This is a genomic window from Pseudomonas sp. BF-RE-25 (genome assembly GCF_019956105.1).
Taxonomy (GTDB): Bacteria; Pseudomonadota; Gammaproteobacteria; order Pseudomonadales; family Pseudomonadaceae; genus Aquipseudomonas; species Aquipseudomonas migulae.
Genome location: NZ_JAHBDB010000044.1, coordinates 1 through 15,981, shown reverse-complemented (window position 1 = coordinate 15,981; position 15,981 = coordinate 1). Strand labels below are relative to the sequence as shown.

The 15,981-nt window shown below is 61.6% G+C and carries 14 protein-coding genes; 2 read left to right on the top strand and 12 right to left on the bottom strand.

Features of this window, described 5'->3' with window-relative positions:
• The first annotated feature begins 32 nt into the window (after window positions 1–32).
• Window positions 33–3,245, top strand: coding sequence for a ribonuclease E (gene rne, locus KGB24_RS19540; RefSeq protein ID WP_223415231.1), 3,213 nt, complete (start codon window positions 33–35; stop codon window positions 3,243–3,245).
• A 164-nt stretch (window positions 3,246–3,409) separates the two neighbouring features.
• Here rne and KGB24_RS19535 read toward each other — a convergent pair whose 3' ends face one another.
• The 12 genes from KGB24_RS19535 to KGB24_RS19480 form a co-directional block, all read right to left on the bottom strand.
• Window positions 3,410–4,000, bottom strand: a complete 591-nt coding sequence (locus KGB24_RS19535) for an NTP transferase domain-containing protein (RefSeq protein WP_223415232.1) — start codon at window positions 3,998–4,000, stop codon at window positions 3,410–3,412.
• Window positions 3,997–4,980, bottom strand: a complete 984-nt coding sequence (locus tag KGB24_RS19530; RefSeq protein ID WP_223415233.1) for an XdhC family protein — start codon at window positions 4,978–4,980, stop codon at window positions 3,997–3,999. Before KGB24_RS19530 ends, KGB24_RS19535 begins: the two co-directional genes overlap by 4 nt.
• Window positions 4,980–7,301, bottom strand: coding sequence for a xanthine dehydrogenase family protein molybdopterin-binding subunit (locus tag KGB24_RS19525; RefSeq protein WP_223415234.1), 2,322 nt, complete (start codon window positions 7,299–7,301; stop codon window positions 4,980–4,982). The genes KGB24_RS19530 and KGB24_RS19525 overlap by 1 nt, the downstream gene beginning before the upstream one ends.
• Window positions 7,298–7,768: a (2Fe-2S)-binding protein gene (locus tag KGB24_RS19520; protein WP_008031566.1), complete on the bottom strand. Its 471-nt coding sequence runs from the start codon at window positions 7,766–7,768 to the stop codon at window positions 7,298–7,300. Before KGB24_RS19520 ends, KGB24_RS19525 begins: the two co-directional genes overlap by 4 nt.
• 247 nt (window positions 7,769–8,015) lie before the next feature.
• Window positions 8,016–9,035 (bottom strand): UDP-N-acetylmuramate dehydrogenase, encoded by a 1,020-nt coding sequence (gene murB, locus KGB24_RS19515; RefSeq protein ID WP_008031565.1) that lies wholly within the window; start codon window positions 9,033–9,035, stop codon window positions 8,016–8,018.
• Window positions 9,032–9,496, bottom strand: a complete 465-nt coding sequence (locus tag KGB24_RS19510; RefSeq protein ID WP_223415235.1) for a low molecular weight protein-tyrosine-phosphatase — start codon at window positions 9,494–9,496, stop codon at window positions 9,032–9,034. Before KGB24_RS19510 ends, murB begins: the two co-directional genes overlap by 4 nt.
• Window positions 9,496–10,260 carry a 3-deoxy-manno-octulosonate cytidylyltransferase gene (gene kdsB, locus KGB24_RS19505; RefSeq protein ID WP_008031563.1) on the bottom strand — a complete coding sequence of 255 codons (765 nt, stop codon included), beginning with the start codon at window positions 10,258–10,260 and terminating at the stop codon, window positions 9,496–9,498. Before kdsB ends, KGB24_RS19510 begins: the two co-directional genes overlap by 1 nt.
• Window positions 10,257–10,442, bottom strand: coding sequence for a Trm112 family protein (locus KGB24_RS19500; RefSeq protein WP_007945752.1), 186 nt, complete (start codon window positions 10,440–10,442; stop codon window positions 10,257–10,259). The genes kdsB and KGB24_RS19500 overlap by 4 nt, the downstream gene beginning before the upstream one ends.
• A 24-nt stretch (window positions 10,443–10,466) precedes the next feature.
• On the bottom strand, window positions 10,467–11,477 hold the full coding sequence (gene lpxK, locus KGB24_RS19495; RefSeq protein WP_008031560.1) for a tetraacyldisaccharide 4'-kinase: 1,011 nt from the start codon (window positions 11,475–11,477) through the stop codon (window positions 10,467–10,469).
• Window positions 11,477–11,908 carry an ExbD/TolR family protein gene (locus tag KGB24_RS19490; protein WP_008031559.1) on the bottom strand — a complete coding sequence of 144 codons (432 nt, stop codon included), beginning with the start codon at window positions 11,906–11,908 and terminating at the stop codon, window positions 11,477–11,479. Before KGB24_RS19490 ends, lpxK begins: the two co-directional genes overlap by 1 nt.
• Window positions 11,905–12,543 (bottom strand): MotA/TolQ/ExbB proton channel family protein, encoded by a 639-nt coding sequence (locus tag KGB24_RS19485; protein ID WP_008045105.1) that lies wholly within the window; start codon window positions 12,541–12,543, stop codon window positions 11,905–11,907. Before KGB24_RS19485 ends, KGB24_RS19490 begins: the two co-directional genes overlap by 4 nt.
• A 98-nt stretch (window positions 12,544–12,641) precedes the next feature.
• Window positions 12,642–14,864 (bottom strand): DNA internalization-related competence protein ComEC/Rec2, encoded by a 2,223-nt coding sequence (locus tag KGB24_RS19480; RefSeq protein ID WP_223415236.1) that lies wholly within the window; start codon window positions 14,862–14,864, stop codon window positions 12,642–12,644.
• Window positions 14,865–14,999: 135 nt separating this feature from the next.
• On the opposite strand from KGB24_RS19480, the gene KGB24_RS19475 reads away from it, so the two are divergent.
• On the top strand, window positions 15,000–15,518 hold the full coding sequence (locus tag KGB24_RS19475; protein ID WP_008031552.1) for a DUF2062 domain-containing protein: 519 nt from the start codon (window positions 15,000–15,002) through the stop codon (window positions 15,516–15,518).
• Window positions 15,519–15,981: the final 463 nt, after the last annotated feature.

Here is a 15,981-nt window from a genome sequence, read left to right as displayed (position 1 = left end):
GTTTCCGGCAGCCCGGAAACCGACGGTACTACATGAAAAGAATGCTGATTAACGCAACTCAACCCGAAGAGTTGCGTGTTGCACTGGTAGATGGCCAACGCCTCTACGACCTGGACATCGAATCCGGTGCACGCGAGCAGAAGAAGGCCAACATCTATAAAGGCCGGATTACTCGCATCGAACCAAGCCTTGAGGCTGCCTTTGTCGATTTCGGCTCCGAGCGCCACGGCTTCCTGCCCCTCAAAGAAATCTCCCGCGAATACTTCAAGAAAGCCCCTGAAGGCCGCGTCAACATCAAAGACGTCCTGAGCGAAGGCCAGGAAGTCATCGTTCAGGTCGAAAAAGAAGAACGTGGCAACAAGGGCGCAGCCCTGACCACCTTCATCAGCCTGGCCGGTCGTTACCTGGTTCTGATGCCGAACAACCCGCGTGCCGGCGGTATCTCCCGTCGCATCGAAGGTGAAGAGCGCAACGAACTGCGTGAAGCCCTGAACGGTCTGGTTGCACCGGCCGACATGGGTCTGATCGTGCGCACTGCCGGCCTGGGCCGCAGCAGCGAAGAAATGCAGTGGGACCTTGATTACCTGCTGCAACTCTGGACCGCCATCAAAGAAGCCTCGCTGGATCGCTCCGCGCCGTTCCTGATCTACCAGGAAAGCAACGTGATCATCCGCGCCATCCGCGATTACCTGCGCCAGGACATCGGCGAAGTGCTGATCGACAGCGTTGAAGCCCAGGACGAAGCCCTGACCTTCATCCGCCAGGTGATGCCGCAGTACGCCAGCAAGATCAAGCTGTACGAAGACAGCGTTCCGCTGTTCAACCGCTTCCAGATCGAAAGCCAGATCGAGACCGCTTTCCAGCGCGTCGTCGAACTGCCTTCCGGTGGTTCCATCGTTATCGATCCGACCGAAGCCCTGGTGTCCATCGACATCAACTCGGCGCGCGCCACCAAAGGCAGCGACATCGAAGAAACCGCCCTGCAGACCAACCTTGAAGCCGCCGAAGAAATCGCCCGTCAGTTGCGCCTGCGCGACATCGGCGGCCTGATCGTCATCGACTTCATCGACATGACCCCTGCCAAGAACCAGCGCGCCGTGGAAGAGAAAGTCCGCGAATGCCTGGAAGCCGACCGCGCTCGCGTGCAAGTTGGCCGCATCTCGCGCTTCGGCCTGCTGGAAATGTCCCGTCAGCGCCTGCGTCCATCGCTCGGCGAAAGCAGCGGCATCGTTTGCCCGCGTTGCAACGGCACCGGCATCATCCGTGATGTTGAATCGCTGTCGCTGGCGATCCTGCGCCTGATCGAAGAAGAAGCCCTGAAAGACCGCACCGCCGAAGTTCGCGCACAAGTGCCAATTCCGGTCGCAGCCTTCCTGCTTAACGAAAAACGCAACTCGATCACCAAGATCGAACTGCGCACCCGTGCCCGCATCGTCATTCTGCCGAACGATCACCTCGAAACGCCGCACTTCGAAGTTCAGCGCCTGCGTGATGACAGCCCGGAAGCCAGCATCAACCAGTCCAGCTACGAAATCGCTGCTGCCGCTGCCGAAGTCGAAGAAGTCCAGCCAGCCGCTGCGACCCGCACCCTGGTTCGCCAGGAAGCCGCGGTCAAGACTGCGCCGGCCCGCGCCAACGCTCCGGTTCCGACCGAAGTCGTCGCCGCACCGGTTGCTGCACCGGCCGCCGCGCCAGAGCCAAGCCTGTTCAAAGGCCTGGTGAAGTCGCTGGTCAGCCTGTTCGCTACCAAAGAAGAGCCTGCTGCTCCGGTTGTGGTTGAAAAACCAGCGACCACCGAGCGTCCTGCTCGCAACGAAGAGCGTCGCAACGGTCGTCAGCAGAGCCGCAACCGTAACGGTCGCCGCGATGAAGAGCGCAAGCCTCGCGAGGAACGTGCACCGCGTGAAGAACGCGCACCACGTGAGCCACGCGAAGCCCGTGAAGAAACCCCGGCAGTCGCTCGCGAAGAACGCGCTCCACGTGAAGAGCGCGCACCACGCGCCCCTCGCGAAGAACGTGCACCGCGCGCGCCTCGTGAAGATCGCAAGCCACGTGGCGAGCGTGAAGAACGCGTTCGTGAACTGCGTGAACCGCTGGACGCCGCTGCTCCGGCTGCTGCTGCCGCTACTGCTGAAGAGCGTCCAGCTCGTCAGCCACGCGAAGAGCGCGCGCCACGTCCACCGCGTGAAGAGCGTCAACCACGCGCCGAGCAAGCCGCTGCCGCCGTTGCTGAAGAAGAGCTGACTGGCAACGAAGAGCAACTGCAGGAAGACGGTCAGGAAGGCGCCGAAGGCGATCGTCCACGCCGCCGCTCCCGTGGCCAGCGCCGTCGCAGCAACCGTCGCGAGCGTCAACGCGATGCCAACGGCAACGTGATCGAAGGTTCGGAAGAATCCGAGTCCGCCGAAGGTAACGAAGGCGCCGAAGCACCAAGCGCTGCCGATCTGGCCGCAGGCCTAGCTGTTACCGCAGCCGTTGCCAGCACCGTGATCAGCGCTCCGGCTGAAGCACAAGCCAACGAGCAGGCCGAACGCGCCAATGCCGCCACACTGGAAACTGCTCCAGTCGAAGCGCCAGTCGTTGAAGCGACCACGCCTGTAGAAGTAACTGCCGCTCCGGAAGTCGAAGTGGCTCCGGTTCGTGAAGCACAGCCTGAAGTCGAAGCTGCTGCCGAGCCTGCCGTCGTTGCTGAAACGCCTGCCGTGGTTGCAGAGCCGGTTGTTGAAACCGTCGCTGAAACCGTGACCGAAACCGTTCGTGAAGTTCGCGAAGAGCAAACCGCTTTCAACTGGGTTGCCGAGCCGGTAGCGGTCGAAACGCCAGCGCCAGTTGCTGAAGTTGCGGTTGTCGAGCCTGTTGTTGTGGCTGCCGAACCAGAAGTGGCTCCGGTTGTTGAAGCCCCTGTTGTCGCCGAAGTGGCTGCACCAGTGGTTGAAGCTGCCCCGGCCAGCGCCCTGACACCAAGTGGCCGCGCACCTAACGACCCGCGTGAAGTGCGTCGTCGCAAGCGTGAAGAAGAGCGTCTGCAGAAGGAAGCCGAACTGGCTGCCGCTGCTGCTCCGGCCGCTGTCGAAGTGGCACCGGTTGTTGCTGAAGTCGTCGAGGCTGCTCCTGCCCCGGTTGCTGAAGTGGCTGCCGAGCCAGCTGACTCCGTGATCGACGAAGCTCCACGCTCCGTTCAGGAAGCGGTAGAGCAACACGAGCAAGCCCAGGAAAAAGAGCACGAGCCTAAACCTCTCGTCTGATTCCATCGGCCACTAAAAAGCCCCGCCTGGTAACCCAGGCGGGGCTTTTTTATGCCGGCTATTTATCAGGTAGATCGCGTTATCGTTCTTCGCGGGCAAGCCTCGCTCCTACAGTGATCGGCGGAAAACCTGTAGGAGCGAGGCTTGCCCGCGAAAGCGGTGTATCAGGCGAAAACCAACGCCTCAGGCACATCCACATCCCACAACACCCCGGCATCCTCCACCGCCACCTCAACCACCCGCGCCGACGCAAACAACGGCTTGGCCCCGCGATCACCCGATAACGCCATCAACCCCGGTCCAAACGTTCGCCCGAAACCAACCGGATGGCCGTATTCGCCATTCATCACCGGTACGCTAATTCCATCATCAGAAATCCCCGCCAACACCTGCTCAATCGTCGACGGCAGAATAAACGGCATATCCCCCAACACAATCAACCAGCCACCGAGTTGCGGACACGCAGCCACCCCAGCCGCAATGCTGTCGCCCATACCGGAGGATTCCACCAGCACAATCTCGAAACCATACGCCTGAGCCATACGAGCCACTTGCGGGCGATCTTCGGTCCTCACCAGAACGCGCTTCTCAAGACTGGCCGGCAAACTCACCAGCACCTGCTCGATCACCGAACGAACGGCGCCATCGCGCCCCGTACAGTCCGCCAACAACTTGTCCCTGTCGGCCCCCGCCACCTGTCGAAACCGAGTGCCCTGCCCCGCCGCCAACACGATGACGCCGATTGGCCCGCTCATGCCTCCTCCTGCAACGGCTTCTTCTGTTTCAGCTCGACTCCGTTCTTGATCGCGACAATTTCCGCCAGCAGCGACAAGGCGATTTCCGCCGGGGAATGGCTGCCGATGTGTAGACCGATCGGGCCGTGCAAGCGCTCGATGGCCTCTTGGGACAAGCCTAGCTGAGCGAGGTTTTCCCGGCGCTTCAGGCTGTTGATCCGCGAACCCAGCGCACCGACGTAAAACGCCCTGGAATCGAGTGCCGTCAGCAGCGCCATGTCATCCAGGCGCGGATCGTGGGTCAGCGCGACGATGGCCGTGCGTTCGTCGGTCTGGATGTTCAGCACCGCTTCGTCCGGCATACCGGATACGAAGCGCCCGTGCTGTTCTTCCCAGCCGTAGACGAACTCGGTGCGTGGATCGCAGATCAACACTTCGAAATCCAGCAGCCGCGCCATCTCGGCAACATAACGGGACAATTGCCCCGCGCCGATCAGCAACAACCGCCAACGCGGACCGTAAATGGCGCGCAACGTGGTGCCGTCAAAACTCAGCGCATCGTTCTTGGTCGCCGGCTGCAACGTCACTTCACCGCTCGCGATATCCAGCGAGCGCGCCGTGATTTCATGGGCCTCGCAACTCGCCAGCAACCCGGCAACCCAAGCCGGGTCGCCGACTCGCTCCTCGGTCAGGCGCAATGTGCCGCCGCACGGCAAACCAAACCGTGCGGCTTCCTCGCGAGTGACGCCGTAAGTGATCAACTGCACCGGCGGCCCGTCAGCCGGAATCCGGCCGTCGTGCAGCCGGGCGATCAAGTCATCCTCGACACAACCACCGGACACCGAACCGATCACCACCCCGTCTTCGCGCAAGGCCAACATCGCGCCCGGCGCCCGGGGCGCGGTGCCCCAGGTCTGGACCACGCTGTACAACACCACTCGCTGACCGGCGCGGCGCCATTCCAGCACGCTGCGCAGGACATTCAGATCGACGCTGTCCATCAAGCCTCGGCCTTCTGCCAACCTTGCAGTTGATAACGAACCGGCAAGTCGCGGATGCGTTTGCCGGTGGCGGCGAAGATTGCATTGCACAGCGCCGGCGCAATCGGCGGCACGCCAGGTTCACCGACACCGCCCAACGGCACCACGCCCGGCGGTGTGACCAGATGCACGGCGACTTCCTTCGGCGCCAGGGACATACGCGCCACTTCGTACATATGGAAGTTGTCTTGCTGGACCTTGCCGTCCTTGAAACTGATCTCGCCCAACACCGCGTTGCCCAGCCCCATCACGCAAGCGCCTTCGAACTGCGAACGAATTCGCTCCGGGTTGATCTGCGGACCGCAATCCACCGCTATATCGGCCTTGTGCACGATCAACGTGCCGTCATCTTTGACTTCGACTTCGATCACCGCCGCCACGTAAGTGACAAAGCTGTAATGCACCGCCAGTCCCAGGCCTCGGCCCTTCGGCAACTCTCGCCCCCAACCCGCAGCTTTCGCGGCGGTTTCAAGGACGGTGCGCATGCGCCCGGTGTCGATCGGATAGCGTTCGGGCGACTCGCCGTAGTTCCACTCTTCACTCAACGTACGCGGATCGATCTGACGGTCCGGGCCGAGCAATTTGACCTGGTACTTGAGCGGATCCTGTTTGGCCTTGTGCGCCAACTCATCGACAAAGCACTGGATCGCAAAGCCGTGAGGAATGTTCGACACCGAGCGATACCAGCCGACCCGCGTATGAATCGCCGCTTCCGGGTTCTCCAGGCGCACGTTGGGGATCGCGTAAGCCATGTTGGTGAAGCCCATGCCCAGCTCGAAAGCGGCCTCATGGTTCATGCCCGGCGCGAACAGCGCGGTGATACTCGGCGCTACCGTGCGGTGCAACCAACCCGACGGCAGGCCGTCCTTGTTCAGGCTGGCCTTCAGGTATTCAGCCGAGACGGTATGGAAATACGAACAGTGGATGTCGTCTTCACGAGTCCATTGCACCCGCACCGCCTTACCGGGGAATTCCTTGGCGAGGATCGCCGCTTCGATGATGAAGTCCGGCTTGGACTTGCGGCCGAAACCGCCGCCGAGCAGGGTGACGTGGAAGGTGACGTTATCGAACGGAATGCCCAGGCGTTCGCCGATTCGTTCACGGGTGACCTGCGGCGCCTGGCTTGGCGCCCAGGCTTCGCACACGCCATCCTTGAAACGGGCGATGGCGACCATTGGTTCCATCGGCGCTTGCGTCAGGTGCGGCAGATAGTAAGAGGCTTCGAGGGTGCTGTCGGCGCCGCTCATGGCCTGGTCGATGTTGCCGGTATTGCGCACCACTTTGCCGGGTTTGAGCGACGCCGCTTCAATTTCCTTGCGGTAGGCGATCGAGTCGTAACTGGCGTTGGGGCCGTCGTCCCATTCGATTTTCAGCGCGTCGCGGCCCTTGATCGCCGCCCAGGTATTGCTGGCCACCACCGCCACGCCGCCCAACGGCTGAAACTCCGAGGGCAGCGGACGGCCTTTGATCTGGATGACTTTGACCACCCCGGGGACTTTCAGCGCCGCGCTGTCATCCACGGATTTAACCTTGCCGCCGTACACCGCCGGACGTGCAATTGCGGCGTAAAGCATGCCGTCGATATGCACGTCGGCACCATAGATCGCGCGACCGTTGACGATGTCTGCACCGTCGATGGCCTTGGTGCCTTCCTTGCCGATGTAGCGGAATTCTGACGGTTCCTTGAGCCGCAGGCTGTCACGTGCCGGCACCGCCAGCGCACCGGCAGCGACGGCGAGCGCGCCGTAACCCAGCTCACGACCGCTCGGTTTATGGATGACTTTGTGCAATTGCGCGTGGCACTCGCCGACCGGGACTTTCCACTGTTCAGCAGCCGCCTGTTCGAGCATGGTCCGCGCGGCAGCACCGCAGCGGCGCATCGGCTCGTACCAGTGGCGCATGCTGCGCGAACCGTCGGTGTCCTGGTTGCCGAAGCGCACTTCATCGCCCGGCGCCTGTTGCACTTTCACCAGCGCCCAGTCGGCTTCAAGTTCATCGGCCACGACCATGGTCAGGCTGGTGCGTACGCCCTGGCCCATTTCCGAACGGTTGCAAACCACGGTCACGGTGCCATCCGCAGCGATGCTGACGTACACCTTCGGATCATCGATCCAGCCGTTGGGCATGCCGTCGGCGCCGAATTTCTTTTCCTTCTCGGCTGCGAACGCGTCCTGCCAGCCCCAACTCGCGGCGACCACCAGCGCACTGGTGGCACCGACGCCTTTGAGGAAACCGCGACGGCTGAGGTTACTCAGGGCGAAATCATTCGGGAACTGGCTCATGCCTTGGCTTCCTTCAGGTGAGTGGATGCCTGGCGGATGGCGGTCTTGATGCGGTTGTAGGTGCCGCAACGGCAAATATTGCCGACCATCGCCTCTTCGATCTGTTCGTCGCTCGGGTTCGGGTTGGTCTTGAGCAATGCGGTGGCGGACATGATCTGCCCGCCCTGGCAGTAACCGCACTGGGCGACGGCGGTGTCGAGCCAGGCTTGCTGGACGATTTGCCCGACCGGATCGGCGTGCAAGTTGTCGATGGTGCTGACGTTCTGGCCGACTACCGAACCGATCGGCGTGATGCAACTGCGCGCCGGGGCGCCTTCGATGTGAATGGTGCAGGCGCCGCACAGGCCCATGCCGCAGCCGAACTTGGTGCCGTTGTAACCGGCCACGTCGCGGATGGCCCAGAGCAGCGGCATGTCCTCGGTGACATCGAGTTGATGGTCTTGACCATTGAGTTTCAGGGTAATCATGGGCACGCCCGCATAGTGGTATGGGTTATGGGGTCGAGCAATCTGCCGCTGGGGGATTAGCGGTTGGCATCACGCAGATCGACTCAGGCTAATGAGGCTCTCTTATGCGGACGAAGATGTCTGCATCGGGCCCTTGGTGGAGCAAATGCTTGCATCGTTAGGGGGCTAAGTTAACCCAGCATTAACAAAAAAGCCCTGCACAATCGAAGATGTGCAGGGCTTTGAGATCAGCCTTGAAAGCGTAGCCTCAATACTGATTGGGCTCCATTTCCAGATCGACATGGAAGCGTTCTGAAATGTCTTTTTGGATGCGCTGTGCCAGGTTCAGCAACTGCAGACCGGTCGCGGCCCCGTAGTTGACCAGCACCAGCGCCTGCAACTTATGCACGCCCGCGTCGGCCTCGCGAAAACCTTTCCACCCTGCCCGCTCGATCAGCCAGCCCGCAGCCAGTTTCATCTGCCCGTCGGGTTGCGCGTAAGCCACCAGGTCCGGGTATTCACCTTTGAGCCGAGCGACCAGTGCAGCCGGGACCAAGGGATTTTTGAAGAAGCTGCCGGCGTTACCGAGCACCGCCGGGTCCGGAAGCTTTTCGTTGCGGATGCTGCAAATCGCCTGGCTGACGTCGGTGGCGGTCGGGTGATCGATGCCTTGCTCGGTCAGACGCTGACGCACCGGGCCGTACTCCAGATGCAAGTGCTCGGCACGGTCCAGGGCGAAACGAACCCTCAGGATCAACCAGCGCCCCGGTTCCTGTTTGAACAGGCTGTCGCGGTAGGCGAAGTTGCATTCGGCCAGCGTGAAATCGCGCAGCTCGCCAGTCTGGCGGTCCAGCGCGGTCAGGCCGGCGAACACGTCCTTGATCTCCACGCCATAGGCGCCAATGTTCTGCATTGGTGCCGCGCCGACGGTGCCGGGGATCAGGCTGAGGTTTTCCAGACCCGACAACCCCTGCGCCAGGGTGTGTTGCACAAACGGATGCCAAGGCTCGCCGGCCTCGGCTTCGATCACGACCTTGCTGCCGTCGTCGCTCAAAATGCGAATCCCGCGGGTGGCCATGCGCAGCACCAGCGACTGGATGTCGGCGGTCAGCAGCAGGTTGCTGCCACCACCGATCACCAGCAGCGGCACGTCATGCTCCACCGCATAGGCCAGCGCCTCGCGCACGTCGGCATCGCTGTGAGCCTCGGCAAACAATCGGGCCTGAACGTCCACGCCAAAGCTGTTGTAAGGCTTGAGCGAAACCTGTGGCTGAACCTGCAAACTCATAACCGGCCCTTCAATTCGATCACCAGTCGATCACAGGCACTTTCGATCAAGTCGAGCACCTGCTCAAAGCCCTGGTTGCCATCGTAGTAAGGGTCCGGCACTTCATCGACTTGCGACTGGTAGCGGCGCAGGAACAGGTCCAGTTCGGCCTTGCACCTGGCAGGTTGCAGGTCCTGGAGGTTGCGCAGGTTGCTGTTGTCCATCGCGAGGATCAGGTCGTAAGTCGCGAAATCGGCGCGGCTCACTTGCTGGGCGCGCTGCATCGACAGGTCGTAACCGCGCAGCTTGGCCGCGGCCTGGCTGCGTTTGTCCGGAGCCCTGCCGACGTGCCAGTCACCGGTGCCGGCGGAGGCGACTTCGACTTGATCGGCCAGCCCCGCTTCGCGCAATTTGTGCCGCAGCACACCTTCGGCCGTGGGTGAACGGCAGATGTTGCCCAGGCAAACGAACAAAACCCGCATCAGGCCTCCAGCAGGCGACGAACGCGCTCGAGGTCTTCAACCGTATCGACGCCGGTGGGCGGTGCGATCAGCGCGTCGGCGACGTGAATCCGCACGCCGTGCCACAGCGCACGCAACTGTTCCAGGGATTCGGTGTTTTCCAGCCAGCACGGACCCCAGCTGACGAAGTCATGCAGGAAACCGGCGCGGTAGGCGTAAATGCCAATGTGGCGGCGATACGGCACGCCTTCCGGCAACACGTCGCGAGTTTTCGCGAACGCGTCCCGAGCCCAAGGCAACGTCGCACGACTGAACGTCAGCGCCAGGCCATTGAGGTCGCTGACCACCTTGACCACGTTGGGGTTGAACAGGGTTTCGACATCTTCGATCGGCTCGGCCAGCGTGGCCATGCGCGCTTCGGTGTGGGCTGCGAGGTTGGCCGCGACCTGATCGATCACGCTTGGCGGGATCAGCGGTTCGTCACCCTGCACGTTGACCACAATCGCGTCGGACGCCAGACCGAGTTTTGCGGCGACTTCGGCCAAACGGTCCGTGCCTGAATTGTGGTCTTCGCGGGTCAGCACCACGTCGGCACCAAACGCGATGCACGCCTCGACAATGCGCGCATCGTCAGTGGCAACCACCACACGCTCGGCGCTGCTTTTGCACGCTTGTTCCCAGACGTGCTGGATCATCGGCTTGCCGGCGATCAGCAGCAACGGTTTGCCCGGCAGGCGGGTCGAGGCGTAACGCGATGGAATGACAACGGTAAAGGCTGTGGTCATTTATCCAGACGCTCGTCGGTGGTCAGGGTGCGAGCTTCGGTTTCGAGCATCACCGGGATGCCGTCGCGAATCGGGTACGCCAGGCCGGCGCCCTTGCTGATCAGCTCGGTTTTGTCGGCGCTGAGCTTGAGCGGGCCTTTGCAGACCGGGCAAGCGAGGATGTCGAGCAATTTGGTGTCCATGAGCATTCCCTGGATATAAACGGTTTAAGGCAAAAGTCGAGCCGGCAACAGGCGCATCAACTGCGTATCGAACCAGGCCACGAAGGCCGGCGATGGCGCAGCATCGACCGCCAGGTACCACCAATCGGCGGCGGCGAAGGCACGGCACTTCACCGCGTCCTTTTCGGTCATCACCAACGGCAATGACGGCGTGAAATTCAAGGCCTGCACGCTGTACTCGGCGTGGTCGGCAAATGCATGCGGGACTGGCTGCCAGTGTAGCGTTTCGAGGGTCGTGAAGAAACGCTGCGGATTGCCGATCCCGGCCACGGCATGCAGCGCCTGGCCTGCGGGAAAGTGGTCGAGGGGACGGCGTTCGCCGCTGTGCAGGTTGACCAGTTCCGTGGGTTGCAGCTGGAAGGCAAAACCGTTGTCGCGATCATCGGTGGCGCCGTTGTACAGCACCGCATCAACGCTTTGCAGTCGTTCGACCGGTTCGCGCAACGGTCCCGCCGGCAGGCAGCGCTGGTTGCCCAGGCCTCGGGCGGCGTCAATCAGCACCAGCTCAAGGTCGCGGGCCAAACGGTAATGTTGCATGCCGTCATCGGAGAGGATCAGGTCCAGAGGTTCGCTCGCCAGCAGCGCTTTGACCGCACTGCTGCGATCCGGATCGATCATCAACGGAACGCCGGTACGCTGGACGATCAGTAGCGGTTCATCGCCAGCGATGTCGGCGCTTTGATCGGCCTCGACGCGCCATGGCAGTTGCGGCGGTTTGGCGCCATAACCACGGCTGACCACGCCGACCCGCAAGCCGCTGCGCTGACAATGCTGGATCATCCACAGAATCAGCGGCGTCTTGCCGGTGCCGCCCACCGTGATGTTGCCGACGACGATCAGCGGCACCGGTGGCTGATAAATCTCGCCCTCACCCGCCAGAAAGCGTTTGCGCTTGTTCATGACCACGCGCCGGTACAGCCACTCCAGCGGCTGCAACAGCTTCAGGGCCGGATGACCTTGGTACCACGCGGCGAGCAAGCGATCGGACATGGCCATCAGGGCGCGGGCTGCGCCGCCTCGACAGTGGTCATGCGCAGGTGACTGAAGCCGAGTTTGCCGGCGGCGTCCATGGCGGTGATGACCGACTGATGCTGGGTCTTGCCATCCGCACTGATCGACAGCGGCAGGTTGGTGTCACCGTTGGATTCTTTTTGCAACGCGTCCATGAGCGCGGTCAGATCGTTCTTCTGCAAGACCTGATTGTTCACCGAGAACACGCCTTCGGCGCTGATCGCCACGTCCAGGTGTTTGACCTGCTGGTCTTCGGCAGGCGAACCGCTGACCGCTTCGGGCAGATCGACGCGCAACTGGGTTTCACGGGTGAAGGTAGTGGTCACGACGAAAAACAGCAGCAGGATAAACACCACGTCGATCAGCGACGCGAGGTTGATGTCGACCGTTTCCCGCGGTTTGCGGCGGAATTTCACGCTTTTTTGCCCTCGGTCAGGTCCACGTCACGATCACCCTGCACCACCTCGACCAGCTTGATCGCTTCCTGTTCCATGCCCACCACCAGCTCATCGATGCGGCGTTGCAGGAAACGGTGGAAAAATACCGCCGGGATACCGACCATCAGGCCAGCAGCCGTGGTGATCAAGGCCTTCGAAATACCACCGGCCAACACGGCGGCATTGGTGCCCATGCCCGTCCCCATGAACGCACTGAAAATATCGATCATGCCCAGCACGGTGCCGAGCAAACCCAGCAACGGCGCCATGGCAGCGATGGTGCCCAGCGCATTGATGTAGCGTTCGAGTTCGTGAATCACCCGCGCGGCGGCTTCTTCGATGCACTCTTTCATGATCTCGCGACCATGTCTGGAGTTGGCCAGGCCCGCCGCCAGAATCTCGCCCAATGGCGAATTGGCGCGCAATTCCTTGAGTTTTTCTTTATTGAGTTGCTTGTCCTTGATCCACACCCAGACCTGCCCGAGCAAGTGCTCCGGGGTCACACGACTGGCGCGCAGGGTCCAGAGACGCTCGGCGACGATCGCCATGGCCGCGATGGAACTCAGAATGATCGGCAGCATCATCCAGCCGCCGGATTTGACCAATTCCCACACAGTGACAGTCCCCTCGAAAAAGTGCGCCACTCTAACATAGGGGGTCGATGCACCGAAGACCGTGATGTCGCATCCGGTCGGGCTTTCATAACTCGCGGTTATTGTGTGGAACGCCAGAAACGCCGTTCTTGACGCATCGTCCACGGCGGATGGAAGCGTCCGAGGTGCAGACGGATGGCGCCCTGTTCGGCGCTGTCATGGATTTCCATACCGCGTTTTTTATAACGGGCCATGACCGTGGGGTGCGGGTGACCGAACGAATTGCCGTTGCCGCGAGAGATCAACACGGCTTTGGGTTGCAACGCAGTGAGCAATGCCATCGATGACGAGCTGCGGCTACCGTGGTGCGGCGCCTGCAACCAATCGGTGGGCATTGCGAGCGGGCTGTCGAGCAGGGCGCGCTCGGCGGCGCTGTCGATGTCTCCGGTCAGCAATAATCGCTCGCCATTGGCTTCGATTTGCAGCACGCAGGATTTTTGATTGCGGTCCGTGGCCGAAGGCCATTGCCAGAGCTGAAACCTCACGCCGTCCCAGGACCATTGCCGGCCACTCTCGCAGGCATCGGCGTGCAATTCGGCGGGCAGCGCCAAGGGATCACCGCTGAGCACCAGCTTTATCGGCAAACCATTGGCAACCGCTCGCGCACCACCAGCGTGATCGGCGTCGGCATGGCTGATCAACATCAGGTCGAGTTCGTTCACGCCGAGTTTGCGCATCGCTGGCAGGACCACTCGCTCGCCTAGATCGAAGTCGCCGAAGCGTGGTCCGGTGTCATACAACAGCATGTGATGGCGAGTTCGCACCAGAATCGCCAACCCCTGGCCGACATCCAGTTGCCAGACTTCGGCGATGCCCTCGGGCAAAAGTGGCCGTGGTGGAAAAACCAGCAACAGCAACAACGGCCAACCCAACGGGCGCAACGGTACACCGCGAGGCATTAACAGCAGAAACGCGCCGAGCATGCCCAGTGCCCATATCCACAATGGAATCGCCACGGGCACCCACGCGGGCAATTGACCGGCCATCAACCCAAGGCCCTTGAACAGCCAGTCGATCAGCCCACCTGCCAGCCACAACAAGCCCTCGCCCACATACGGCAGCGGCAACAACAGAGTTCCCAGCAAGGCCGGTGGCAATACCAGCAAACTGATCCAGGGCACCGCCAGCAGATTGGCGACCGGCCCGCTGAGACTGATCGGCAATCCCAACACCAAGAGCAACGGGCCCAGGCCAATTGCGATCAGCCATTGAGCGCGGGTCCAGGTTTGCCACCATCGCCACGGCCCCAAGCGACCGCCGAAGGTGAAGATCAACACCGCCACTGCGGCGAAGGACAGCCAAAAACCCGGTTGCAGACTCGCCAGCGGATCCAGCAACAAAACAGCGTTGAGTGCCAGCAACAGCGGCCACCAGGCGCCAAGGTGACGAAATCGCAGGCGCCACAACAGCACCAGACCGATCATCACGCAGGCCCGCCGCACTGGCACTTCGAACCCCGCCAGCAGTCCGTAACCAAGGGCGGCGGCGAATGCCAGTGCGCAGGCCCATGGCAGCCACGGCAAGCGGTTCGGCCACACCCCATAACGAGCGAGTCCGGCAATCAGCAGGTAAACCACCCCCGCCAGCAAACCGATGTGCTGTCCGGAAATCACCAGCAAATGCACGGTGCCGGTGTCTTGCAACACCTGCCAATCCTCACGACTCAGCCCGGCGCCATCCCCCAGCACCAGCGCAATCAACGCCCCGGTTCGCCCCTGGGCATCCACGGTTTGCAAACGCTGGCGGATGCTGTCGCGCCAGGCCCATTGAGCCTCCCTGAGCCGCTCACCGTCCTTGATCGTCCCGGTAGCGCCGATGCGTTGTGCCAGCAGCCAGGCGTCGTAATCGAAGGCATGAGGATTGAGCAGCCCGGCAGGACGCTTCAACTTCACCGCGAGCCGCCAGCGTTCACCACTGTTGACCGGCGGTCCGTCATACCAGGCCAGGCGCATCCGTTGCGGCACCTTGGCCTGTCGCGACCGGACGTCTGTCAGTTCGAAACGCACAACCCCGTCATTGTTCTGCGGCAAACCGGTCACCCGCCCTTCGACCCAACGGGTTTCGCCATCGAGATTCGCTGGCAAACGATCATCCAGCGCCCACTGTGCATTTGCGCCGGCCCAACTGAAGCCGAACAGAAAAAACGCCAATGGGTACGTGCGAAACGGCAGCGCCATCAAACCCGTTACGGGCAACACCAGCCATAACCAGACCGGCGGTAATACCGGCAAAAAACGCAGGGCCAGCAGACCCAACGCCAGCGCCATCATCCCTGTGCGCATACGCCCGTCCTTGAGAGTCCCCTCCTAGGCATAGCCGGCTCGCGGCACGTGCATCGTTATTAATTGTCACAAAGTCTGAATAGGCGGCTCATAGAATCCAGACATACTTGCCGCCTTAACCGACCGAGAAGCCCTATGCCCCGGCGCTTATTCAAACGTTACATGCCAGACCCGATCAGCATCAGGGAACACAAATCCTTACGCTTTCTCGGCACGCTGTTGCATGACCCGAACCTCTGGCACCTCAACCGTCACTCGGTCGCACGGGCGATGGCGGTGGGTTTGTTTGCGGCGTTCCTGCCGATTCCGTTGCAGATGCTGGTGGCGGCGGTTCTGGCCATTGTCGTACGCGGCAATATGCCGATTGCGGTCAGTCTGGTCTGGCTGACTAATCCGATCACTATGCCTGCGGTGTTTTTTTGTACGTATCAGACCGGGGCGTGGTTGATGGATGTCCCGGCTCGTCATCTGCCGGATGAGTTGACCTGGGAGTGGATCAGCGGGGAGCTGTCTACGCTGTGGCAGCCGTTTTTGCTGGGGTCGGTTGTGGTGGGGCTGGTGTTGGGGGCCCTCGCGTATTGTTTGGTGATGATGTATTGGCGGTGGTGGGTGAGTCGGCAGTGGGCTCGGCGCAAGAAGAAGCGGATGTTGTGAATGCGGTAGCTGGGCGGGATTTGATCGGGGGGCATATCCATTTCTGCGGTGACGGCGGCTATTGATTTCGCCCTTACGGCGAGTCACTTGGAAGAGCCCCAAGTAACCAAGGGCTCTTGCCCCTTTCGTTCGGTGGCTCGCTAATGCTCGCCATGCCCTCGCTCCGGTCCTGCTCCGTGGGCCTCTCAAGGGGGCGCTCAGATCAAAAGCTGAAGGCGAGCTAACGCTCGGCCTGATGAGTGGTGAAAAGCGAAAGCAAACGCGATTCCCTGTAGGAGCGAGGCTTGCCCGCGAAAAACGTCCGGACAACGCATTCATTCAGACAGCCCGCGTTATCGTTGACGTCCATCGCTGGCAAGCCAGCTCCTACAATTTCAAACCGTGTGAACCCAATCCCGTGTAGGAGCCGGCTTGCTGGCGATAGCGTCCGTCCAGTCAATAAATGCGTCGACTGACCCACCGC

Excerpts from the sequence above, each read along its gene's own strand:
- KGB24_RS19475 (WP_008031552.1), top strand. The coding sequence starts at position 15,000 with ATGCCCCGGCGCTTATTCAAACGTTACATGCCAGACCCGATCAGCATC.
- lpxK (WP_008031560.1), bottom strand. The coding sequence starts at position 11,477 with ATGGCCATGTCCGATCGCTTGCTCGCCGCGTGGTACCAAGGTCATCCG.
- murB (WP_008031565.1), bottom strand. The coding sequence starts at position 9,035 with ATGAGTTTGCAGGTTCAGCCACAGGTTTCGCTCAAGCCTTACAACAGC.
- KGB24_RS19500 (WP_007945752.1), bottom strand. The coding sequence starts at position 10,442 with ATGGACACCAAATTGCTCGACATCCTCGCTTGCCCGGTCTGCAAAGGC.
- KGB24_RS19535 (WP_223415232.1), bottom strand. The coding sequence starts at position 4,000 with ATGAGCGGGCCAATCGGCGTCATCGTGTTGGCGGCGGGGCAGGGCACT.
- KGB24_RS19510 (WP_223415235.1), bottom strand. The coding sequence starts at position 9,496 with ATGCGGGTTTTGTTCGTTTGCCTGGGCAACATCTGCCGTTCACCCACG.
- rne (WP_223415231.1), top strand. The coding sequence starts at position 33 with ATGAAAAGAATGCTGATTAACGCAACTCAACCCGAAGAGTTGCGTGTT.
- KGB24_RS19520 (WP_008031566.1), bottom strand. The coding sequence starts at position 7,768 with ATGATTACCCTGAAACTCAATGGTCAAGACCATCAACTCGATGTCACC.
- KGB24_RS19525 (WP_223415234.1), bottom strand. The coding sequence starts at position 7,301 with ATGAGCCAGTTCCCGAATGATTTCGCCCTGAGTAACCTCAGCCGTCGC.
- KGB24_RS19480 (WP_223415236.1), bottom strand. The coding sequence starts at position 14,864 with ATGCGCACAGGGATGATGGCGCTGGCGTTGGGTCTGCTGGCCCTGCGT.
- KGB24_RS19530 (WP_223415233.1), bottom strand. The coding sequence starts at position 4,980 with ATGGACAGCGTCGATCTGAATGTCCTGCGCAGCGTGCTGGAATGGCGC.
- kdsB (WP_008031563.1), bottom strand. The coding sequence starts at position 10,260 with ATGACCACAGCCTTTACCGTTGTCATTCCATCGCGTTACGCCTCGACC.